Source organism: Alcanivorax sp. MD8A (assembly GCF_002888555.1).
Taxonomy (GTDB): Bacteria; Pseudomonadota; Gammaproteobacteria; order Pseudomonadales; family Alcanivoracaceae; genus Alcanivorax.
Map to the genome: position 1 here is coordinate 1 of NZ_AQOQ01000014.1, position 21,852 is coordinate 21,852.

Genomic DNA, 21,852 nt, shown 5'->3' on the forward strand with positions numbered 1-21,852 from the left:
TCAGCGGATTCTTCCGGGCAAAGCTGCTCGGTGAGCGGGTTGGAACCTGAGATCAGGTCCTGCACGTCAGCAAAGGCGGCACCGGCTTCCGTCAGACAGTCGATCGGCGTGGTCGGGCCAACGTCACCGGCAGCGGTTTCCGGACAGAACTGTTCCAGCACCGGCGCCAACGGATTGTCACCACCGCCACCACCGGGCAGACCGCTTTCAGCCGCTTCGGTGAAACAGGCGGCAGGATCAATCGGCGTCGTTTGTGCGGCTTCCGGGCACAGGTTTTCGGTCAGAGGGTTCGGGCCCAACAGCAGGTCCTGAACATCCTGGAAGTTACCACCGGCTTCGGCCAGGCAGTCAAACGCGGTTGAGGCACCGATTTCAAGCTGTGCGGTTTCGGGACAGAACTGTTCCATGACAGGAGCAAACGGATTGCTCGGGTCGCCCCCATCGCCACCGTCACCGCCATCTCCACCGCCATCACCGGGGAAACCACCCGCCCCCATCAGGGCTTCGGCGAAACATTTCGGTGGGTCGATGCGGCCATCTGCCGAATCTTCCGGGCAGATCTGGCTGGTCAACTCATTGCTTTCGGTAATCAGGTCATAGATGGCCACATAGTTACGGCTGGCTTCATCCAGACAGTTCATCGGGGTTTCTTCGTTAAACTCACCGGCCCCGGCTTCCGGGCACAGTTGCTCGGTAATCTGGTCAGCACCAGGCAAGCCACCGCCATCACCGCCGCCAGGCAAACCGCCGCTGCCCGCAGCTTCAGCGAAACAGTTCGCCGGATCCACCTCGCCATCAGCGGATTCTTCCGGACAGATCGCTTCAGTGATCGGGTTGGAACCACCAATCATGTCACCCACGTTTTGCAGGTTGCCGGCAGCTTCCTGCAAACAGGCCGCCGGAAAACTGGCGCTACCATCGAACGACGTATCGGTGTCGTAAATAAAATCCTGATCCAACAGTTCGCCGTTGAACGTCAGGGTGGCATCAAAGGCCTGTGCCGCTTCGGGACAGAACTGTTGAACCACCGGATTCAGCGACAAGGTATAGCCGGTATCTTCCTCAGCCTCCTCTTCGCCTTCGTCCATACAGGCTTCCGGGCTGATGTTGCCAAGCTCGTCAGGCGCACTACTGGTGGCCGGACAGAGCGCATCAGTCAGCGGGTTTTCCTGATCAATGATGTCTGCGATTTCTGGTGGCAGGGCACGGGCGGCTGCGCCCGCGGCGTCTGCGGCCGGCGAAGAACTGCCGCCACCGCCACCGCAGGCGGCCAGCATGGCCGCAAGGGCGCTGCTACCTACCAGAAGTTTGAGTTGATTAGCCAAGGTGAACCCCTCCATGTGCTTTGTCGTTATGTTCCCCCCTTGGGGAGATTGCATGTGCGACTATGGAAGGGATGTGCAATCTGCTGTAGAGCAACGCCGTTGACAGAATGTAAGCGAGCGTAGCCAGCGTTACCCGATCGTGTCTGAAGACGGGTCAACGCAACTTTTTGATAACAGATCCATGCTTATCACTTGGAAGAGCCCATCACCACGGAGGCATGGGCGCGCACATGGCGGTGGTTATCCGTCTTGCTGAGATGCGGGTGCACGAAAGCGCCGATTTCGCGAAATGCCTGCCCGGCCTCGGGCAACCAGGCAGACAGCGCCTGAAACACGTGGGGCATGTTTTCCCACACCTGCAACCGACAGGCCACGCCCGCCGCCTCGGCGCGCTGAGCAATCCGCTGGGCATCGCTGAGCAGCACCTCTGTGCTGCCAACCTGAATGATCATGGGCGGCAGGCCTGTGAAATCCGCAAATACGGGTGACAATGCAGGCGCTGCAGGGTCCTCTCCGCGACTATAGGAGGCCGACACGAAACGCAGTGCGTCCAGGGGAATCAGGGGGTCTTTGTCCACATTGTCACGAATCGAATCACCAGAGCAGGTCAGATCGCCCCAGGGACTAATGAGCACAGTACAGGACGGCAACGGCAAGCCCATTTCACGCAGCCGCAGCAGAGTGACCAATGACAGATTGCCTCCGGCAGAATCCCCGGCGAAGACAATCTGCTGCGGATCATAGCCCTGCGACAACAGGGCCCGATAGGCGCTCACCGCATCCTCAAGGGGAGCCGGGTAACACCAGTCCGGCGGCTGCCGGTAGTCCAGCGCCAGCACTTTTGCCCGGCAATAGTGGCTCATTCGCCAAGTCACTGCCCGGTGCGATCGCGGTGAACCAAAAAAATAGGCACCGCCATGAAAATACAGCACCACTCGACTGGCCCGCACCTGCCGGCCGGCGATCAACCATTCACCGGGTACGCCCCCCACATGTGCACGGGCAATGTGCACATCCGATGGAACCGGTAAGGCAAGCGTTGCCGCATCAAACCCCAGTTGTGAAAACTTCATGAACCGCGGGGTAAAGCGCACCCGATTCACCACCGGTTTCACAACCCCTCGCAGAGCGGCGCCAATGGCCTTGCCCTGCCAGCTGACGGCACGAAAATACTGGTTGTTATTGTCGTTCATTGCATCGTTATTCCACTGGCCCAAAACCAGAGTAAGTGGTCATTCTTTGGGGAACAAGCCACAATAGCCTCAGCTTTGTTGATCAATGAACGACAGGAAGACGAGACGCGGTATGGAATCACTGCGCCAACGCTGGCGGCATATCATTTTTGGTACCGATACCCCGGCCGGGCAGCTGTTTGATGTGCTCCTGATTGTGGCGATTCTCGGCAGTGTGGTCGCGGTAATGCTGGATAGCGTTTCCGGACTCCATGAGGATTACGGCACCTGGCTATACGCCGCCGAATGGTTTTTTACCCTTCTCTTCACACTCGAATATGGGGTACGGCTTTGGGTCAGTGATCGCCCGTTGCGCTATGCACGCAGTTTTTTCGGCATCGTTGACCTGCTTTCCATTATCCCCACCTACCTGAGCCTGTTTGTTCCCGGCTCCAATTATCTGCTGACCATCCGTGCTCTGCGTGTGCTGAGAGTCTTCCGGGTGATGAAGCTGGCCAAGTTCATGGGCGAAGCCAATCAACTGGGGCTGGCACTGGTACGAACCCGGCGCAAGATTGCCGTATTCATGTTTTCGGTTTTTGTGGTGATCATTATCTTCGGCAGCCTGATGTATGTCGTCGAGGGCCCCAGGAACGGCTTCACCAGCATCCCGCGCAGTATTTACTGGGCCATCGTCACGATCACCACGGTCGGTTACGGCGATATTTCCCCGCAGACGCCACTGGGGCAACTGATTGCATCACTGGCCATGATCACCGGCTACGCCATCATTGCGGTGCCTACCGGCATCGTCACAGCCGAAATTTCTGCCGCGCGCACCAGCATGCAGTACGAGCGCGAGTGCACCCATTGCCACCGCCACGCGCACGACCCGGATGCCCGGTTCTGCAAGCAGTGTGGCAATGAGCTGCCAAAGTTGTCGCTGAAAGGGCCGGATGGCTAAGCTTGCTATGCCGTGCGTCTACGGCTTAACCGCAACGGTGAGGTGTCAGGGCTTGCGTCCCCTGGGCAGAGGCACTGTTCCTCGTGCAGGTCCCAGAGGATCATGAACCTCTGGGACTACCATTTTTCTGCCTTTTGCGTCAGACGTCCGACCTATCTGCTTTACCGCTAATCCGCGATCAACCTTAAATAAGGCCCTCGCGCTCCAGCACTTCAATAAACAGGGAAGGCTCCGGGCGAATCCGGTAGTTATCGGTCAGATGCTGGAACACCAATCGCCCTTGAGCGTCCAGGATCAACACCGTGGGCATGACCGTATCACTGTCATAGCCCAGCACCTCGAGTCCCGCCGGCGTGCCCCCCGCGTCGAGAATCCCCAGCGCACGGGCGGCAGCATTGTCATCATCTCGCAGATAGTCAAAATTCACTGAAAACTGTTTCGCCAGTTCCGCCGACTGGGCATGGGATTGCGGACTGATCAGCGCCACACGTACCCCCTTTTCTTGCAGGGACTGATAGGCCGCTGCCACTTCGCGTATCTGGGCAAGACATAACGGACACCAGTTACCCCGAAAGAACAACATCACCACCGGGCTGCCCGCAAAGTCCGCCACCGTCACCGGACGATTCTCAAGATTGGTAAACTGTACTGCCGGCAGCATTTCACCGACTTTCGCCACCACCGGGCGCTGTTGATAACGGCTGTACCAACGAATATAGAGATGCACCCCGGCCAGATTCAGCACCGCAAGCGTGGTCATTAACCAACAGGCATGCCCGGCCAGAAACAGACTGATCACGGCTAGGGTGCCCAGCATTGAGGGCCAGAAGACCCAGGGCAATGACGCACTGGTCCGTGCCGGTTTCCCCAGAAACAGCCATCCCAGAAACACCAGCATGGGAACAGCGGCAAGCAGCAACGCCAGCGACGCCAGATTCCCGGACGACACCAGCAACCACAGAGCGAAGACGACCGTGGCTACCGCGAGGGAAATCAGACCGGAAATAAACAAGGATTTGAGACTTTTCATGGACAACCCCATTGTGCATTCGCCATTGGATGCACAATGGGGACAGGCGTTACAAAAGAAATCAGGCGCTGCAGGTTTCCAGAAGACCGCGCAGCTCCGGAATACACGAGCCACAGTTGGTGCCGGCCTTGCAGCACTTGCCAATGGCTTCCACGGAATCAGCGCCCTCTTCCACTGCTGCCTCGATAGTCTTCTGTCGAACCTGATGACAGCTGCAAATCACCGGCCCCAGATCGGGACCGGCATCTGCGGGTTGCCCGGCCAGAATCGATAGCGCCTGCACTTCACTGCCTTCAGTGAAGCACGTCGCCAGCCACTCCACGTCACACAGCGGCAGGGTTTCGCCAATGGCCAGCCAGGCAATCAGCTTGCCATCGCTGTCCAGAGCCGCACGGCGGAAATGCCCGGTAGAGGGATCATTCAGCGCCAGCCACTGGGCGGCCTCTGGCATCCATTCGTGAAGTTGTTGTTCGGTTAGGTCCGCATCGCCGGCCAGCCGATAGCGTTGTACCTGGCCCGCCTGCAAAAATGCATCGACGGGAACTCGGGCCCAGTACTCCACGGCGGGCGGGGTTGCCGCCGTGAACAACCAGCCATGCCAGCGGGGTTGCCAGTCGCTGACATTAACCGGCGTATGTTTGAACGCTGGCTGGCCGGAATGCGGATCCAGACGTGCCGGTACCAGGGCATCAACCCGGGCCCGACGAGAAAACTGATCAGTCCAGTGCATGGGCATAAACGCGGTACCGGGACGCTGCCCGCCATCGCTTTTAACCCGCACCAACGCATCACCCACCCGGCTGGTCAGGCGGACAAAACCGCCATCTGCGAGTCGGTAACGCTCGATGTCTTTGGGATGCAAAGCCGCAAACGGCTCGCTGAGGTGGGCAAACAAGCGACCTGCGCGCCCGGTGCGCGTCATGGTGTGCCACTGGTCGCGAATACGGCCACTGTTGAGAATGATCGGGAAGCTGTCGCCAATCTCGCGCACCACCGGATTCTCGCAGGCCACAAAACGGGCACGGCCATCCGGGGTGGAGAACGTGCCGTCCGCAAAGCAACGGGCACCGCCCTGCAGTGGCCATTGTTGGGGCTGCCACTGCTCGTATTGGTCGGCACTCAGTTCCGCCGCAGCAGTCAGGTCAAGCCGCTTGCCAAACCGGCCTGCCAATGCGGTGAGCGCCGAGTACTCGGCAAAAATTTCGTGTTCGTGCTGATAACCGAATCCCTGGCTGTACCCCATACGGCGCGCCACTTCGGTGATAATCCACCAATCCGCCCGGGCTTCTCCCGGGGCGGGCTGAAACGGCCGCTGACGGGAAATACAGCGCTCGGAGTTGGTGACCATGCCGGACTTCTCACTCCAGCCCAATGCGGGCAGGCGGATGTCCGCACACGCGAGGGTATCGCCGCTGGCCACACAGTCGGAGACCACCACCGTGTCGCATCCCATCAAGGCGTGACGAACCCGGTCGGCCTCTGGCAGGGAATCCACCGGGTTGGTGGCCATGATCCAAACCGCTTTTACCTCGCCACTTTCCACCGCATTGAACAGGTCCACGGCGGTGAGTCCGTTATGTTTTGCCAACTGTTCGGTCTGCCAGAAATCCGCCACCGCGGCGTGATGTTCGGGGTTATCGATATCCAGGTGCACGGCCAGCTGGTTGGCCAGACCGCCCACTTCGCGCCCGCCCATGGCATTAGGCTGCCCGGTAATCGAGAACGGGCTGGCGCCCGGCTTGCCGACACGGCCGGTAGCCAGGTGGGCATTGATAATCGCGTTGCCCTGGTCTGAGCCGTTTCGGGCCTGATTCACCCCCTGTGAAAACACTGTCACAGTGCGTTCGCAGGCCGCAAACCAGTGATAAAAGGTGGTCAGATCGACTTTCGACACCCCCAGCTGTCGGGATAGTGCGTCCCAGTCGTTACCCTGGGCGCGGGCTGTAGCCAGTGCCTGATCAAAGCCGTTGGTATGATGGGCAATGTAATCCTGGTCCAGCGCGTTGTGATCATCCAGCCAGGTCAGCAGACCGTTGAACAACGGCACATCCTGACCGGGACGCACCGGTATATGCAGGTCGGCAAGATCGCAGGTGGCGGTACGGCGAGGATCAATCACCACCACTTTCATTTCCGGCCGTGCCTGCTTTGCCGCAGCAATGCGCTGGTACACGATCGGATGTGCCCAGGCGGTGTTGGAGCCAGTAAGAATCACCAGATCTGCGATTTCCAGATCTTCATAACAGCCCGGCACAACATCTTCACCAAAGGCACGCTTGTGGGCGACCACCGCACTGCTCATGCACAGGCGAGAATTGGTATCAATGTTGGCACTGCCGATGTAGCCCTTCATCAATTTGTTGGCCACATAGTAATCTTCGGTGAGCAGCTGGCCGGAGACATAAAAGGCCACGGCATCGGGGCCATGTTCATCCACGATACGGCGAAAACGCTCGGCCACTTCGTCCAGTGCCCGGTCCCAGCTCACCCTTTCCCCATCGATATCGGGATACAGCAAGCGGTCCTGGTCGCCCAGGGTTTCCAGTACAGACGAGCCCTTCACACACAACCGGCCCGCGTTGGCCGGGTGTGCTGAATCGCCTTGCAGCTCCTTGCCATCGGTGCGAATTCCGCAACCTACGCCACAATACGGGCAAGTGGTACAGATACTACTCATGCGGCAATTTCCTCCTCGCCGTCGCCGCCCCTGTCCGCTGCCTTGTAGAACGCTTCGCCCAGCAGCAACACCTGGCGACGGGCGCCGATATCTGCATGCTCGCGCCACAAGGTTTCGTAAAAGGCAGCGTCAGACACATCGCCATACAGCACCATGCCGATGATCCGGTTATCACGAACCTGAAGACGACGGTAACCACCCGGCAGAGACAGCTGCAGGGTTTCCCCTTCACTGCCTGTGCCTGCGCCTTCAAAATCGCCAAACGAGACCAGATCAATACCGGAAATTTTCAGGCGGGTGGCACTATCGGCATAGAGATATCGCCGGTGGCCCAGTTCCGCCAGATGGCTGGCACACACCGCTGCCTGTTCATACAGCGGTGCGACCAGACCGAAGGTCCGGTTACGGTGCTCCACGCATTCGCCAATGGCATAAATAGCAGGGTCAAACGTTTGCAAGGTGTCATCAACACGAACACCTTGGTTAACGCTTAAGCCTGCGTAATCGGCCAGTTCCGTCCGCGGAACAATACCCACGGCCTGAACCACATAATCTGCAGGCAGACGCTGACCATCGGCCAGCCTGACAGCCGCCACGCGGCCCTGCCCTTGCGTTTTCGTATCAGCGCTCTCGATGGCAGCCGTGCGGGCCTGCATGACAAATTTCACGCCCCGTTTTTCCAGGTCGTGTTGCAGGCGATGACCGGCTGCCTCATCGAGTTGCTGATTGAGCAAGTGGCCGCGACTGTGAACCAGGGTGACATCATGCCCCTGCTTCACCAGTGCATCGGCGGCCTCAAGCCCTAAAAAGCCGCCGCCCACGACCACCACACGGGCGGCCGAGAGCGACAACAACTTGCGCACGTCATAGAGATCGCGAAAGCTCATGACGCCGTCTAAATTCACTCCCTCAACGGGAAGCTGGCGGGGTGCAGCCCCGGTAGCCAGCACCAGGCGGTCGTAGTCCAGCTTGTGGCCGGCGGCAGTGACCACCTGACGACGGTGGCGGCGGATAGCCACCACCGGTGAACCGGTTATGAGTCGAATTCCCCGGTCCCGGTACCACTGGTGCGGGTGGGTGGTGATCGTGACTTCGTCAGTCCCACCACCCAACAGGGGCGACAGCATGACCCGGTTGTAACCGGCAAAAGGTTCTTCCCCGACCACCGTGATCTGATACAGATCCGGCGCCAGGCGAGTCACCTCTTCCAGCAGACGGATCGCCGCCATGCCGTTACCAATTACTACCAGTTTTTTCATTACTGCCTTGCCCTTGCGGTCAGTGCGCGGCCGACATGGCCACTTCGATCACGTCACCCTCCACCCGAACCGGGTAGACATTCAGGCTGACGGTTTCGTCTTCGATACACTGACCGGTTTCCAGATCGAAGTGCTGTTTGTAGATCGGCGAGGCCACGACCTTGCGGTCCCCGATCGATCCGAGGATCCCTCGACTCAGCACATTGGCATGACTGAAGGGATCCAGGTTGTCCAACGCATAAAACTGGCCATCACGGGTACAGAACAGTGCGGCCTGGCCCGCCGGCAGACGAACGCCTACCCCGGTGCCCGGCAACACATCACTGACCTTGCAAACGGCTTTCCATTCCACGGCAACAGAACTGTTCATGATCAGGCCTCCTGGACCATTTCAATGCGTTCGTGCTCGTAGGCCGGGCGACGTTGGCCACGCTCACGAACGTACTGCAGGTTGTCATCGTTGGCGTCATCGTTAACAAAGTGCTTGAAGCGCTTGACCGCTTCCTCGTCTTCGATGGCGGTCTTCCATTCGCACTGATAGGTTGCAATTACGTGCTGCATTTGCGCTTCCAGCTCTTCACCGATCCCCAGCGAATCATTGATGATCACGTCCTTGAGGTATTCGAGGCCGCCCTCCAGGTTTTCCATCCAGACACTGGTGCGCTGCAGGCGATCAGCCGTCTTGATATAGAACATCAGGAAGCGATCGGTGTACTTGATCAGTTCCTCATCGCTAAGATCCGAGGCAAACAGATCGGCATGACGAGGGCGCATGCCGCCATTACCACAGACATACAGATTCCAACCTTTCTCGGTAGCAATGACACCCACATCCTTGCTCTGCGCCTCGGCACATTCACGGGTACAACCACTGACCGCAAATTTGAGTTTGTGCGGGCTGCGCAGCCCTTTGTAGCGCTCTTCGATCTGGATGGCAGTACCTACCGAATCCTTCACACCGTAACGGCACCAGGTCGAACCCACGCAGGACTTCACGGTCCGCACCGACTTGCCATAGGCATGACCGGTTTCAAAACCGGCCTCGACCAGAATTTTCCAGATTTCGGGAAGCTGATCGACGCGGGCACCGAAAAGATCGACCCGCTGACCACCGGTAATCTTGGTGTAAAGGTCATATTTCTTGGCCACTTCACCGAGCACAATCAACTTGTCCGGAGTGATTTCACCACCGGCAACGCGGGGCACGATGGAATAGGTACCGTCGCGCTGCATATTGCCCATGAAGTAATCGTTGGTGTCCTGCAGGCCCGCATGGGGTTTGTTCAAGACCCAATCGTTCCAGCAGGAAGCCAGCACATTGGCCACGGTCGGTTTACAGATATCACAACCATCACCGCTGCCATGTTTTTCCAGCAGCTGATCAAACGTGGTGATCTGGCCAACACGTACCAGGTGATAGATTTCCTCACGGGAATACGGGAAGTGCTCGCAGACGTGGTTGTTGACTTCCACACCCCGTTTTTCCAACTCGCTGTCGAGCACCTGTTTCACCAGTGCAGCACAGCCACCACAAGTACCCGCGGCATTGGTGCAGGCTTTCAGGTCGCCCACGGTCATGCAGCCACCATCGATAGCCGCACACAGATCGCCTTTGGAAACGTTGTTACAAGAACAGATTTGGGCGGTGTCTGGCAGGGCATCGGCACCCAGCAAGGGGGCGCCATCAGAGACCGGCGCCACCAGGGCTGCCGGATCGCCAGGCAAATCCATTTCGTTAAGGCACAGTTGCAGCAGGTTGCCATAATCGGCGGCGTCGCCGACCAGCACCGCGCCAAGCAGTTTCTTGCCGCACTCGCTGACCACCGCCTTCTTGTAAATGCCAGCGGTCTGATCCATGAACACGGTGCTGCGACAGCCCGGGGTGTTGCCGTGCGCATCACCGATGGACGCGACATCCACGCCCATCAGTTTGAGCTTGGTGCTCATATCGGCACCCTGGAACGCTTTTTCGGCCTTGCCCATCAAGTGCTCGGCAGCAATTTCCGCCATCTGGTAGCCCGGCGCCACCAGACCAAAGATACGGCCATTCCACAATGCCACTTCACCGATGGCGTAAACATCTTCATCTGAAGTCACACAGTGATCGTTGACGACGATACCGCCGCGCTCGCCCAGCTCCAGTTCGCAGGCACGACCCAGGGCATCCTGCGGACGGATACCAGCGGAAAAGACAATCAGGTCCGTTTCCAGATGCTTGTCTTCACCAAACACCATACGGTGTTTGCAGCTTTCGCCATCAATAATCTCCTGAGTGCCAGTGCTGGTATGCACAGTCACACCCAGTTCCTGAATTTTGTCTTTCAGCAGACCACCACCGAAATCATCCACCTGAACGGCCATCAAGCGCGGGGCAAATTCCACCACATGGGTTTCCAGACCCAGATCGTGTAATGCCTTGGCGGCTTCCAGGCCGAGTAGCCCCCCGCCGACCACAGCGCCGACTTTGCCGCCTTTACTGGCGGCAATCATGGCATCCAGATCATCGATGGTGCGGTACACAAAGCAATTATCGCGATCGTTGCCCGGGATCGGCGGCACAAACGGGTAGGACCCCGTGGCCAGCACCAGCTTGTCGTAAGCCAGGGTCTCACCGGTATTGGTGGTCACAGTTTTGGCAGCTCGATCAATGCTGTCGGCTCGGGTCTTGAGCTTCAGGGTAATACCGTGCTCTTCAAAAAAGCCCTGCGGCACCAGTGACAGGTCGTCGGCGGTCTTGCCGGAAAAGTAGCTGGTAAGCCCAACCCGGTCGTAGGCCGGCAGCGGCTCTTCACACAGCACGGTAACGTCGAATTGTTCACGGCCACCCTGGGCTACCAGCGATTCCAGATAACGCTGGCCCACCATGCCGTGACCGATCAAAAGAAGTTGTTGCTTTGCCATAAGGCTCACCCTCGCGGTGCGTAACTGACACCCACCCCAAAGCAACCCTTGTGCCAACTTTTTATCTTGTTGTTTTTATTGAGTTTTTGCCGTTATAACGGAATACCCTACAGAAAATGTGCGTTCTTTTAATGCGCCAATGCACGACAAGGATGCACTTTTTCGTGCACCGAAATGTTCCATTTTCGCGCTCCCCCTTTGCGCACTATCCCGGCGCACGCCCCCCTCTTTCGCCCTGTTTACCTATACAAATCATAGGGTTAAACAAGTGGCACAGGAGTTGCTCACAAACACAGACCGTTAATCGCCCATGTATGGAGTTTTCGTGAGCGCCGACAAGCTGAATCTGTTTAATCTGTCCTCCCCACGCATTCGCTTGCTACACCTGAGCTGGCTGGCCTTCTTTATCAGTTTTGCCGTGTGGTTTTCCCACGCGCCACTCATGGGCCACCTTCGGGAGGTGTTTGATCTGACCAGCGAACAGGTAAAGGCACTACTGATCTTGAATGTTGCCCTTACCATTCCGGCCCGGGTCATCATTGGCTCCCTGGTGGACCGCTTTGGCCCCCGTATCGTATTCGGCACCCTGCTGATTACTGCGGCCTTCCCGTGCTGGGCCTTTGCCATGGCCACCAACTTCGAACAGCTGGCGATCACCCGCCTTCTGCTCGGCTTTGTCGGTGCCGGTTTTGTCGTCGGGATCCGGCTGATCAGTGAGTGGTTCCCCGCCAAGGAAGTGGGCCTGGCAGAAGGCGTCTACGGTGGCTGGGGGAACTTCGGTGCGTTTGCCTCTTATGTCGCCCTGCCATCACTGGCTCTGTGGTTTGGTGGTGAAAACGGCTGGCGCTGGGCGATCGCCAGCACTGGCGCCCTGGCGTTTGTGTACGGCCTGGTGTTTCTGTGGCGTGCCCGCAACACCCCCGCTGGCGCCTCCTATTTCAAACCCAAAAAAGCCACCGCACTGGAAGTCAGTAATCGGCGAGACCTGTTCTTCTATGTGGGCGCGTGCCTGCCGCTATATATCGCCCTTGGCGTCATTGTCTGGCGGCTCGGCCCGCAGGGGTTTGATCTGTACGGTGAAGCGACCCAATGGATGATGGCGTCGCTGGTGCTGGCTCTGGCAGTGATCCAGCTTTCCCAGGTCTGGAAGGTGAACCGCGAACGCATGCTCGAACCGGCCCCCAAGCATGACAAGTACCCCTTCAAACAGGTGGCCATTCTCGATCTGTCCTACTTCATCACCTTTGGCGCCGAGCTGGCAGTGAAATCCATGCTGCCTCTGTTCTTTCTCGACACCTTTGCCGAAGTGACTCCGGTGACCGCCGGCCTGCTAGCCTCCGGCTTTGCGTTCACCAATCTGATTGCCCGCCCCGGTGGCGGCTGGCTGTCTGACCGTATCGGCCGCAAGAAAGCACTGACCATTCTTATTGGCGGTCTATTGCTGGGCTTCATACTCCTCAGCCAGATCAACAGCAGCTGGCCTGTGCTGGTGGCCATGGTCGCCACCATGGTGTGCTCCTGCTTTGTCCAGGGCGGTGCAGGCGCGGTATTTGCCACTGTCCCCCTGATCAAGCGCCGCCTGACCGGCCAGATTTCCGGCATGGTGGGCGCCTACGGCAATGCCGGGGCAGTGATTTTCCTCACCGCGCTCACCTTCGTGAACGCCAGCACCTTCTTCCTGGTAATCGCGGGTTGCGCCGCTGTCGTGCTGGCCGCAGTCCAGTTCCTTGATGAGCCCAAAGGGCACATTGCGGAAGTGGATGAAGATGGCCAGGTTCAACTGATTGAGGTGGGCTGAACCGTATGGCAGGCACGGGCAAGGCATGGCATTTCCCGCTGGCGGTCCGGGGCACCCACCCGGACAGCCAAGCCCGTTTATGCCCCAATGGCGCTCACTTTTTATGCACCAGCGAACGGCGCCCCGCGCACCGCTTGCACATCAGCCTGTCGCCAAATAACGCCAAAACAACAAAAAAACCATTACTATCAGACCCTTACAATCTGGCACACCCTTTGCTTGATATGAGCTTGTCATCAACGCTGCCGTCTATGGAGTTACCATGAGCGCCGACAAGCTGAACCTGCTGAATTTCTCTGCACCGCGCATCCGGCTGCTGCACCTGAGCTGGGTCGCTTTCTTTATTACCTTTGTGGTGTGGTTTTCCCACGCCCCGCTAATGGGTCACCTGCGTGAGGTATTTGACCTGACCACCGAACAGGTCAAGGCCTTGCTGATTCTCAACGTGGCCCTGACCATTCCTGCACGTGTGGTCATCGGCTCTCTGGTCGATCGCTTCGGCCCCCGTATCGTGTTTGGCACCTTGCTGATGCTTGGCGCTCTGCCCTGCTGGGCCTTTGCCATGGCCAACACCTTTGAACAGCTGGCCGTCACCCGTTTGCTGCTGGGTTTCGTGGGCGCCGGCTTCGTGGTGGGTATCCGTCTGATTGGTGAATGGTTCCCGGCTCGTGAAGTGGGCCTGGCTGAAGGCGTCTACGGCGGCTGGGGCAACTTCGGTTCTGCCGCGGCAGCCATCACCCTGCCCACCGTCGCACTGATGTTTGGCGGTGAAAACGGCTGGCGCTGGGCGATTGCCAGCACCGGTGTTCTGGCCTTCCTGTACGGTATGTTCTTCCTGTGGCGGGCCCGCAACACCCCGGTTGGCGCCTCTTACTTCAAACCCAAGAAAAGCTCTGCACTGGAAGTCAGCACCAAACGTGATCTGTATTTCTATCTGGCCATGAGTATCCCGCTGTACGCCGCCCTGCTGGTCATCGTATGGCGCCTTGGCCCGAGCAACCTGTCCCTGTTTGGCAGCACCGCTCAGTACGTCCTGATTGCCCTGATCCTGTCGCTGGCAATTCTGCAAATGGGCCAGGCCTGGCGTGTAAACCGCGAACACCTGAAAGAAGGTGTCGAAGAACACGATCGCTATAACTTCAAACAGGTCGCCATTCTCGATCTGTCTTACCTGGTGACCTTTGGTTCCGAATTGGCGGTGGTGTCCATGCTGCCGCTGTTCTTCGCCGACACCTTTGGCCTTGAACCCGTGACCGCCGGCCTGCTGGCGTCCGGTTATGCCTTTATGAATCTGGCGGCACGCCCGGGTGGCGGCTGGTTGTCTGATAAATTTGGACGCAAGAAATCCCTGATCATCCTGCTTGCCGGCCTGATGGTGGGATACGGCCTGATGAGCCAGATCAGCGGAACCTGGCCGCTGCTGCTGGCCGTGGTTGCCACCATGTGTTGTTCCTTCTTTGTACAGGCGGGTGAAGGTGCCGTGTTTGCCACCGTACCGCTGATCAAGCGTCGTCTTACCGGGCAAATCGCCGGTATGGTAGGCGCTTACGGGAATACCGGTGCGGTCATTTTCCTGACCGTCCTGACCTTTGTGGACGCCAGCACCTTCTTCCTGGTGATTGCTGCCAGTGCAGCCGTGGCCCTGGCCGCCGTCCAGTTCCTGGACGAGCCAAAAGGTCACATTGCCGAAGTGGACGAAAAAGGCGAAGTCCAGCTTATTGAAGTGGGCTGATCGCCACCCCTGCTCACCAGCCGCAGGCCGCCACAAGGCCCCTGCGGCTGGCGCAGTTAACCGTGAGACCCTGGAGCCCGGATATGGAAACTTCCACCGCTGATCTGCCCGCCCCGAGTGCGCTTGACGCTACCGCGGAGCACGAACCCGAGCTGCACCCGAAGGTTCGTATTGGTCAGTACAGCGATGCCGGGCCCAAACTGCACAACCAGGATGCCCTGGCCATGCAGATTCCTGATGGCCCCCTGCTTCGCACCAAAGGCATCGTAGCGGCACTGGCCGATGGCCTGTCTACCGCCGGAGCCGCCCGCGAAGCGGCGGAGTCCTGTGTCCTCGGGTTTATCAGTGATTACTACGCCACTCCCGCTTTGTGGAGTATCCCCCGCTCGGCCCAGCGCGTTCTCGAAGCACTGAACCGGTGGTTGTGCCGCCAGACCCTGGCCGGCGAAAGCCACTTGTGCACCCTGTCGCTGTTGATTCTGCGTTCGCGCACTGCCCACCTTTTCCAAGTCGGGGATTCGCGGATCTGGCGACTGCGCAACGACAAACTGGAATGCCTGACCCGTGACCACAGTCGCATGATCGGTGAAAACCGGCAGGTGCTGACTCGGGTGATGGGCGGCGACACCCGGCTCGACGTGGATTACAGCAGCACCGACCTGCAAGTAGGCGATATCTACCTGCTGACCACCGACGGCATTCACGGGTTTCTAAGCCGTTCGCGCATGCAAGGCATTGTTCGCGGCTGCGAGGCCCCCGACGTGATTGCCCAGACACTGGTAGAAGCCGCACTGGCCAACGGCAGTGATGACAACCTCAGCTGCCAGGTGTTGAGAGTCGACGGCCTGCCGGATGCCAGTGCCGATGAAACCCTGAAACAGCGTGGCAGCCTGCCACTTCCCCCTCCCCTCAGCCCCGGGATGAAAGTCGACGGGTTCACCGTCAAACGAGAACTTTATGCCAGTGTGAGAAGCCACCTGTACCTGGTGGAAAATGAGGAAGGCAAGCGTTCCGTATTGAAAACTCCTTCGGTCAATCTGGAAGACGACCGCGATGCCCTGGAGCGGTTCGTGATGGAAGGCTGGGTCGGAAGCCGGCTGCGCAACCCGCACCTGTTGCACGCCCTGCCACTGCCAGAGACCCCCAGCTGCCTGTACCAGCATCTGGAGTTCATCGATGGCGTTACTCTCAAACAGTGGCTCAAGGAACACCCGGATGCGGCCGTAGAGGAAAAACTGTATCTGGCTGACCAGCTGCTCAACGGTATTCGCGCACTGCACCGTGCGGACGTTATCCACGGCGACCTGAAACCCGACAACATCATGGTCGATACGTCCGGGCTGGTTCGCATCGTGGATTTTGGTAGCTGCCATTGCCGTGGCATGGAACAGAGCGCCTCGGACATTCCACTGGGTACCCGGGACTACACGGCACCGGAACTGGTCGACGGGGACGCTCCCAGCGAACAAAGTGACCTGTTTTCAGCCGCCGCGATCATCCACGAAATGCTGACCGGTGCCCTGCCCTGGCAAGGCCGTTACGAGAAGAGCAACCACCGACCGCTACCCGCACTGCAGACCCTGAACGCCTTTATCCCATTGTGGATCAACAACGTCCTGCAAATTGGCCTGCAACGGCACCCCAACCAACGTTTCGCCGACGCTGCCGAATTCCGCGACGCCCTGCGCCGCCCCGTCCGCGCCACCAAACCCGGCAAGGACAACAGCATCAACGAGCTGCGATTATGGAAAGGGGCTTGCCTGGTGTTGGTGATGTTGTTGCTGATTAGTGTGAGCCTTAATCAGTGAACAGTTAACAGTGAATAGTTAACAGCGAAAACCCGCGTAATAAACGGGGTTGGGTCTAAAACGCATGAGGCCGCGCCCAGGGTTTGGGCGCGGCCTCATGCGTTTTAGAAAGAATGTCGTTGCTCGCGCAACTGTTCACTGTTCACTGTTCACTGTTAACTATTCCAGAGCACCCAACACAAACCCCTCCCCACCACTCTCAACCACCAACCTGCCATCCACCTCCTCTGCCCAATCCACCAACTGGTAGAATGCGCTTCGGCCGATCAGGGCGTGCAGGTTCTTGCGTACGGTAATGTAGGGTGAGGGTTCGCCGGTTGAGGGGTCGGTGTCCACCCGGATCGGGTGCTCGGCACCCGCGATGACATGGCTACCCACATTGGTGGTGAACACCAGCTTGTTGTCAACCTGCTGGACTTCACCCGCTACAAAGGGCGCATCTTCTACCTGGATACGGAGTTTCTCCACCGGCGTAATCAGGAAGTAATCCTCCCCTTCACGCAACAGGATGGTGGAAAACAGGGCGACCATGCGCTCACGCTCAATGGGCGATCCCTCATAATACCAGGTGCCGTCTCGGGCAATGCGCATATCAATATCGGCATGCCGTTCCGGCTTCCACGCATGTACCGGCGGCAAGCCGCTCTCGTCTTTCTCTGCCTTTTCCAACAAGGTCAGCAGATCGTCGGGCTGGCTCATTTGGCCCCCCGTTGCCCCTTGTTCCCCATACGGATACCGATTTCGATAAGGAAATCCACGAAATCATCCTTGTCATCAATAAGACGCTGGTAAAACGGGGATTCCATCAGTGCCACCGCACCATGGGCCAGCGCCCAGGCGGAACAGATGTGGTAGATCGGGGGGACATCTTCCAGCGAACCTTCTGCCATCCGCGCTTCGACGATCTCCGTCAAGCGGGCAAAATTCGCTTCACGAATGCTGTGCAGCTTTTCTACCAGCTCGGGCAGCGCATGATCCTTGATCACCTTGTTTTCCAGGCGATCAAACAGTTGGTAACGCTTGGGATCACTGATCCGGAAACGGAAATACTCCCGGGCCAGTTTCTCCTTGTCGTCCGCACCGGAGATCTGCTTGAACACCTCTGCCAGATCCTCCTCGTAGCGGAGCATCAACAGCAGATAGATCTCGTTCTTGGTTTCAAAGTGCTTGTAGATGGTGCCTTTTCCGATGCCCACCCGGTCCGCAATCATCTCCACCGTGACACGGTCTTCGCCTTCCTCCAGAAACAACTCCAGAGCAGCATCAAGAATTTGCCGTTCACGCTGGCGAAACTCTTGCGCCTTGCGCGTGGCTTTTTCCAGGTCACCCATCCATTTCTCCTTGAGCACAACAGAACTTGTCACTCCTGCCGGCAATTCTAACGTATTCCTTTTTTATAAGCATACGAACGAATACCCTGCGCTGTTTACCTGCATAAGACAATCTGCCGCGTTAGCATGGTGTCAACGCCAGAACCGGTGCGCAAGCAAGGGAGCCAGGATGCCTTCATCAGTGCCAGACCACACGGAATTTCCCCAGCAGGATGACCTGCTCTATCTCAACCATGCGGCCGTTGCCCCCTGGCCGCAGCGCACCCGCGATGCGGTGTGCGCCTTTGCCGAAGCCAACTGCAGTCTCGGCGCCCGGGATTACCCGAAGTGGCTGGGAGTGGAGCAACGGTTACGGCAGCGGCTCGCCTGGCTGATCGGCCAGGTGGGTACCGATGAGATCGCCCTGCTGAAAAATACCTCCGAGGGCTTGTCGGTGATTGCCCAGGGGCTGGACTGGCATGCCGGGGACCAGATTGTGATCAGTGATCAGGAGTTCCCGTCCAACCGCATTCCCTGGCAAGCCCTGGCCAATCAGGGAGTCGGCGTCGTTGAGGTCAATCTGGACGTCGACGATCCAGAGCAGGCCATTATTGAAGCGCTAACCCCAGCCACCCGGCTGGTGTCCCTGTCAGCGGTGCAATACGGCAGCGGCCTGTTGATGGACATGGCCCCCATTGGCAAGGGCTGCCGTGAGCGAGGCATTCTGTTCTGTGTGGATGCCATCCAGATCCTGGGCGCCCTGCCCTTTGACGCCCGCGCCTGCATGGCCGATTTTGTGGTCGCCGATGGCCATAAATGGATGCTGGGTCCGGAAGGGCTGGCACTGTTCTACTGCCGCCGGGAAGTACAGCCGGAGTTGACCCTGCGTCAGCATGGCTGGCATATGATTGCCAACCCGGGAGACTACACCCGCAAGGACTGGCAGGTCGCCGACAACGCCAAACGCTTCGAATGCGGCAGCCCCAACATGCTGGGCGTTCATGCGCTGGAAGCCTCGCTCTCGTTGCTGCAGGAAACCACCATGGAAACCGTGGCAGACAGGCTGGCGGAACGCGTCCAGTACCTGATTGACGGTCTGCTGCAGCGCGGCGCCTCGCTCTTGAGCCCAGCTGCCCCCGAACGCTGCGCAGGTATCGTTACGTTCACCCTGCCCGGAGAAGATCCTGCAGCGACCTTTCAACGCCTTAAACAAGGTGGGGTGGTCTGTGCTGAACGAGGCGGCGGCGTGCGATTTTCACCGCATTTCTATACGTCGTATTCGGTCATCGACCGGGCTTTGGCCCTGCTGTAAGCTCCAGTGACTTTGATTGTTGGGTGGGATAGAGAATGAGTCGACAGCGCGCGGTCTACGAATGGATTTGCCGCCGTCTGCAACGGGACGAGTCCTTGGGACACCCCAGTGCGGACCTGGAAAGCCTGCGCTCGGTGATTCGCCCCTGCGATGTGCTGCTGGTCTCTGGCCACAGTACCGTAGACCGCACGTTCAAGGTGATCGGCGATAGCCGCTATGCCCGTGCCGTACTTTACGTGGGCCGACTTCATGATGTGGCCGACCCGGCCCTTCGCGCCCTGCTGGCCGACTACACCCCCTGCGAACCGGACACCCAACTGGTAATTGATGCCCGCCTGGAACGGGGCCTGATCGTAGAGCCCCTGTCAGCCCTTGAGGGTCGACAGATGCGTGTGTGCCGGGCCCAGGGGCTCAGCGACAGCGAAGCCCAGGACGTCATGCGTTATGCCATCAGCCGTATTGGTGCCGGTGGCGGGCAGTCCTGGGGCGCCCTTGCCCTGCTCGGCATGATGCCGTGGCGCTGGCTTCCACTATTGTGGCGTACCCGCATGTACCGACGCTGGGCCGGAGAGCTGATCAAGGCACTCAGCGGCACCGTGGTTGCCGATGCCTTCAGCTTCGTCCAGTTTCCCGTCATGCCATTGGTCAAGGAAGATGGCAGCGGCGCGCGCCTGCTCCGGCTGCAGCCCAGAGCGGTCACCGCCGCCGACTTTGATCACTCGCCCTATTTCGAAATCATCAAGGCCCCCTTCCAGCTGACGGAAATCCCCAAAGGGGTGGACGCCGTTCCCTGGAAGGGCAATCAAGGCGCGCTGGCGCCCGAGCGCCAGCGCCATCTGTCACTGGTAGAACCGGCGAACGGCAACCAGCAGTAACGTCGTCAGCCACAGCCAGGACAGGCTGCCACCACCACCACTGCCACCCCCATTGCCACCAGACTGAGCGGGCGGAGTGACGGTAGCAGCACGCGCCTGAGCTGGCCGTGTGGTGGCGTAGGTGTCCCCCGCCGGATAATCCCCGTTGTCAGACCAGACCTGCACCGACATAACCGTATCGCCGTCACCCTGCAGCAGAAGCTGCTGCGCGGCGAGCGTAGCGGGTGCCACATCGCCAAGACCGCACTGCACCGTCGTACTGCCACTGCAATTGTCCGGCACCTCGGCAGACCAGCCATCAGGCACATAAAACGCCACGCGCACGCGAGCCGCGCTGCGGTGCGTAGCCCGATTTTCCACCTGGGCATTGACTCGAACACGGCCATCATCGCCACGGCGCGTCGTTAACGACAGCACCAGGTCCGGCTCATCGCTGAACACCAGACGGAAACTTTCCCCGGCCCTGGAAAAATAATCGTGTGAATCGCTCACCGGTCGCACCGTGACATCGCCCGCCCAACGGTCACTGGCGCTCAGCGTCAGGTTGTAACGGCTACCCGTCGCCCCGGCACTGAGCGACTGACTGCTGTCACAGCGGGTATAGGTCGCGTAGCGCTCACAGTTCAGACCGCTGACGGCCACCTTGAGCCCACGCTGATGATCAATCTGCAGGCCCACATTTCGGGCCCGGGTTTGACGGCTGCTGTTGTACAGGCTCGGGCTCAGGGTGACGGGGACGCCGATGGATTGATAGGTCTCACCATCAAGCCCCTGTGGCTCCAGATCCACCAGACCATTACTGGTGGTGCCCTCCAGCCAGGACAGGAAACTGTCAACACGGGTATAGACCGCAGGCACCCCTGAGGTCGCGCAGGTTTCGTGGCCATAGCTGGTGATCCCAACCAACCACTGCTTGTCACCCTGGGCATAAACCAGCGGACCGCCACTGTCACCGCGGCAACTGTCTTGACGCTGGCCCTGCGGATTCATTTCTCCGGCACAGATCTGACTGTTACCCAGATTGCTCCACTGACTGGCACAATAGGCGGGAGACACATAGTCCAGCATGGCACTCTGCAAGGTATCAGACATGCCGTAGCCACTGCTGGCAGTCGAGCCCCAACCCAGCACCTCCAGCGCTTCATCCGCAGGACCTCGGGTCAGATCAGCGATAACCGACGCCTTGCCCAACTCCAACGGGGCGTAACCACTGGCGGAGTCCAGTTTCAGCAAGGCGATATCATTATGAAAAGTACGACTGTCGTAGTGGGGATGTACCCGCACTGCAGCCACCCCATGGCGCTCCGGCGGGGTGCTGTTGCGGTTCACTGAGCCCAGCGACACAAACAGAATCGACGCACTGTGCGTCACCCCGTCAGCCGTGACGCAATGGGCTGCAGTCACAACCCACTGGGGCGCAATCAAGGTGCCGCCACACAGGGTTGCCCCACGTTCCGGGTCGCCGGTACGACTGATTTCCACCTCGGCCATCCACGGCCTGATTGTCTTTACGTCCTGTCCCCCGACTACCCGGGGCTGGGCTTCCAGCGCCGTAACCGTCTGACCCAGGCCTGCCACCAGAAACAGAGCCAACATCAAACGATACATTTCTTTACCCTCAGCTAATATTTCGTTACCGGCGAAATATTAACCACGGAATATCAATGCGTCTTGTGATGCAGTTCTGAT

At 58.9% G+C, this 21,852-nt stretch carries 15 protein-coding genes and 1 pseudogene; 6 read left to right on the top strand and 10 right to left on the bottom strand.

The window, feature by feature from the left end; translation table 11 throughout:
- Together A15D_RS09105 and A15D_RS09110 are read right to left on the bottom strand one after the other, a co-directional pair.
- Nucleotides 1-1,325, bottom strand: a pseudogene (locus tag A15D_RS09105) (hypothetical protein); the annotation flags it as partial.
- A 188-nt stretch (nucleotides 1,326-1,513) separates the two neighbouring features.
- Nucleotides 1,514-2,518, bottom strand: coding sequence for an alpha/beta hydrolase (locus A15D_RS09110; RefSeq protein ID WP_102791674.1), 1,005 nt, complete (start codon nucleotides 2,516-2,518; stop codon nucleotides 1,514-1,516).
- Nucleotides 2,519-2,630: 112 nt separating this feature from the next.
- On the opposite strand from A15D_RS09110, the gene A15D_RS09115 reads away from it, so the two are divergent.
- Nucleotides 2,631-3,461, top strand: a complete 831-nt coding sequence (locus tag A15D_RS09115; protein WP_199175834.1) for an ion transporter — start codon at nucleotides 2,631-2,633, stop codon at nucleotides 3,459-3,461.
- A gap of 184 nt (nucleotides 3,462-3,645) precedes the next feature.
- Here the strand turns inward: A15D_RS09115 and A15D_RS09120 are convergent, their stop codons facing one another.
- From A15D_RS09120 to nirB, 5 genes are all read right to left on the bottom strand, one after another.
- Nucleotides 3,646-4,491 carry a peroxiredoxin gene (locus A15D_RS09120; RefSeq protein WP_102791742.1) on the bottom strand — a complete coding sequence of 282 codons (846 nt, stop codon included), beginning with the start codon at nucleotides 4,489-4,491 and terminating at the stop codon, nucleotides 3,646-3,648.
- 61 nt (nucleotides 4,492-4,552) lie between these two features.
- Nucleotides 4,553-7,168 carry a nitrate reductase gene (locus tag A15D_RS09125; protein ID WP_102791676.1) on the bottom strand — a complete coding sequence of 872 codons (2,616 nt, stop codon included), beginning with the start codon at nucleotides 7,166-7,168 and terminating at the stop codon, nucleotides 4,553-4,555.
- Nucleotides 7,165-8,427, bottom strand: a complete 1,263-nt coding sequence (locus tag A15D_RS09130) for an NAD(P)/FAD-dependent oxidoreductase (RefSeq protein ID WP_102791677.1) — start codon at nucleotides 8,425-8,427, stop codon at nucleotides 7,165-7,167. The genes A15D_RS09125 and A15D_RS09130 overlap by 4 nt, the downstream gene beginning before the upstream one ends.
- A gap of 19 nt (nucleotides 8,428-8,446) precedes the next feature.
- A complete protein-coding gene (nirD, locus tag A15D_RS09135; RefSeq protein WP_102791678.1) occupies nucleotides 8,447-8,797 on the bottom strand; it encodes a nitrite reductase small subunit NirD in 351 nt (116 codons plus the stop codon).
- 2 nt (nucleotides 8,798-8,799) lie between these two features.
- Entirely contained in the window at nucleotides 8,800-11,328 is a 2,529-nt protein-coding gene (gene nirB, locus A15D_RS09140) for a nitrite reductase large subunit NirB (protein WP_102791679.1), read from the bottom strand.
- A 325-nt stretch (nucleotides 11,329-11,653) separates the two neighbouring features.
- Here nirB and A15D_RS09145 point away from each other — a divergent pair, with 325 nt between their 5' ends.
- The 3 genes from A15D_RS09145 to A15D_RS09155 all read left to right on the top strand — a co-directional run bounded on the left by A15D_RS09145 (nucleotide 11,654) and on the right by A15D_RS09155 (nucleotide 16,666).
- Nucleotides 11,654-13,126, top strand: coding sequence for an MFS transporter (locus tag A15D_RS09145; RefSeq protein ID WP_233192189.1), 1,473 nt, complete (start codon nucleotides 11,654-11,656; stop codon nucleotides 13,124-13,126).
- 262 nt (nucleotides 13,127-13,388) lie between these two features.
- A complete protein-coding gene (locus tag A15D_RS09150; protein ID WP_102791681.1) occupies nucleotides 13,389-14,858 on the top strand; it encodes a NarK family nitrate/nitrite MFS transporter in 1,470 nt (489 codons plus the stop codon).
- Nucleotides 14,859-14,941: 83 nt separating this feature from the next.
- Nucleotides 14,942-16,666, top strand: coding sequence for a bifunctional protein-serine/threonine kinase/phosphatase (locus tag A15D_RS09155; protein ID WP_102791682.1), 1,725 nt, complete (start codon nucleotides 14,942-14,944; stop codon nucleotides 16,664-16,666).
- 159 nt (nucleotides 16,667-16,825) lie between these two features.
- Here the strand turns inward: A15D_RS09155 and A15D_RS09160 are convergent, their stop codons facing one another.
- Both A15D_RS09160 and A15D_RS09165 read right to left on the bottom strand, forming a co-directional pair.
- On the bottom strand, nucleotides 16,826-17,365 hold the full coding sequence (locus A15D_RS09160) for a DUF1285 domain-containing protein (protein ID WP_102791683.1): 540 nt from the start codon (nucleotides 17,363-17,365) through the stop codon (nucleotides 16,826-16,828).
- Nucleotides 17,362-17,997, bottom strand: a complete 636-nt coding sequence (locus A15D_RS09165; protein ID WP_102791684.1) for a TetR/AcrR family transcriptional regulator — start codon at nucleotides 17,995-17,997, stop codon at nucleotides 17,362-17,364. Before A15D_RS09165 ends, A15D_RS09160 begins: the two co-directional genes overlap by 4 nt.
- 169 nt (nucleotides 17,998-18,166) lie before the next feature.
- On the opposite strand from A15D_RS09165, the gene A15D_RS09170 reads away from it, so the two are divergent.
- Together A15D_RS09170 and A15D_RS09175 are read left to right on the top strand one after the other, a co-directional pair.
- Complete coding sequence (locus A15D_RS09170) at nucleotides 18,167-19,288, top strand: aminotransferase class V-fold PLP-dependent enzyme (RefSeq protein ID WP_102791685.1); 1,122 nt, start codon at nucleotides 18,167-18,169, stop codon at nucleotides 19,286-19,288.
- A gap of 35 nt (nucleotides 19,289-19,323) precedes the next feature.
- Nucleotides 19,324-20,163 carry a hypothetical protein gene (locus A15D_RS09175; protein WP_102791686.1) on the top strand — a complete coding sequence of 280 codons (840 nt, stop codon included), beginning with the start codon at nucleotides 19,324-19,326 and terminating at the stop codon, nucleotides 20,161-20,163.
- Here the strand turns inward: A15D_RS09175 and A15D_RS09180 are convergent.
- Entirely contained in the window at nucleotides 20,128-21,771 is a 1,644-nt protein-coding gene (locus A15D_RS09180; protein ID WP_102791687.1) for a trypsin-like serine protease, read from the bottom strand. The genes A15D_RS09175 and A15D_RS09180 overlap by 36 nt on opposite strands.
- Nucleotides 21,772-21,852 lie beyond the last annotated feature (81 nt).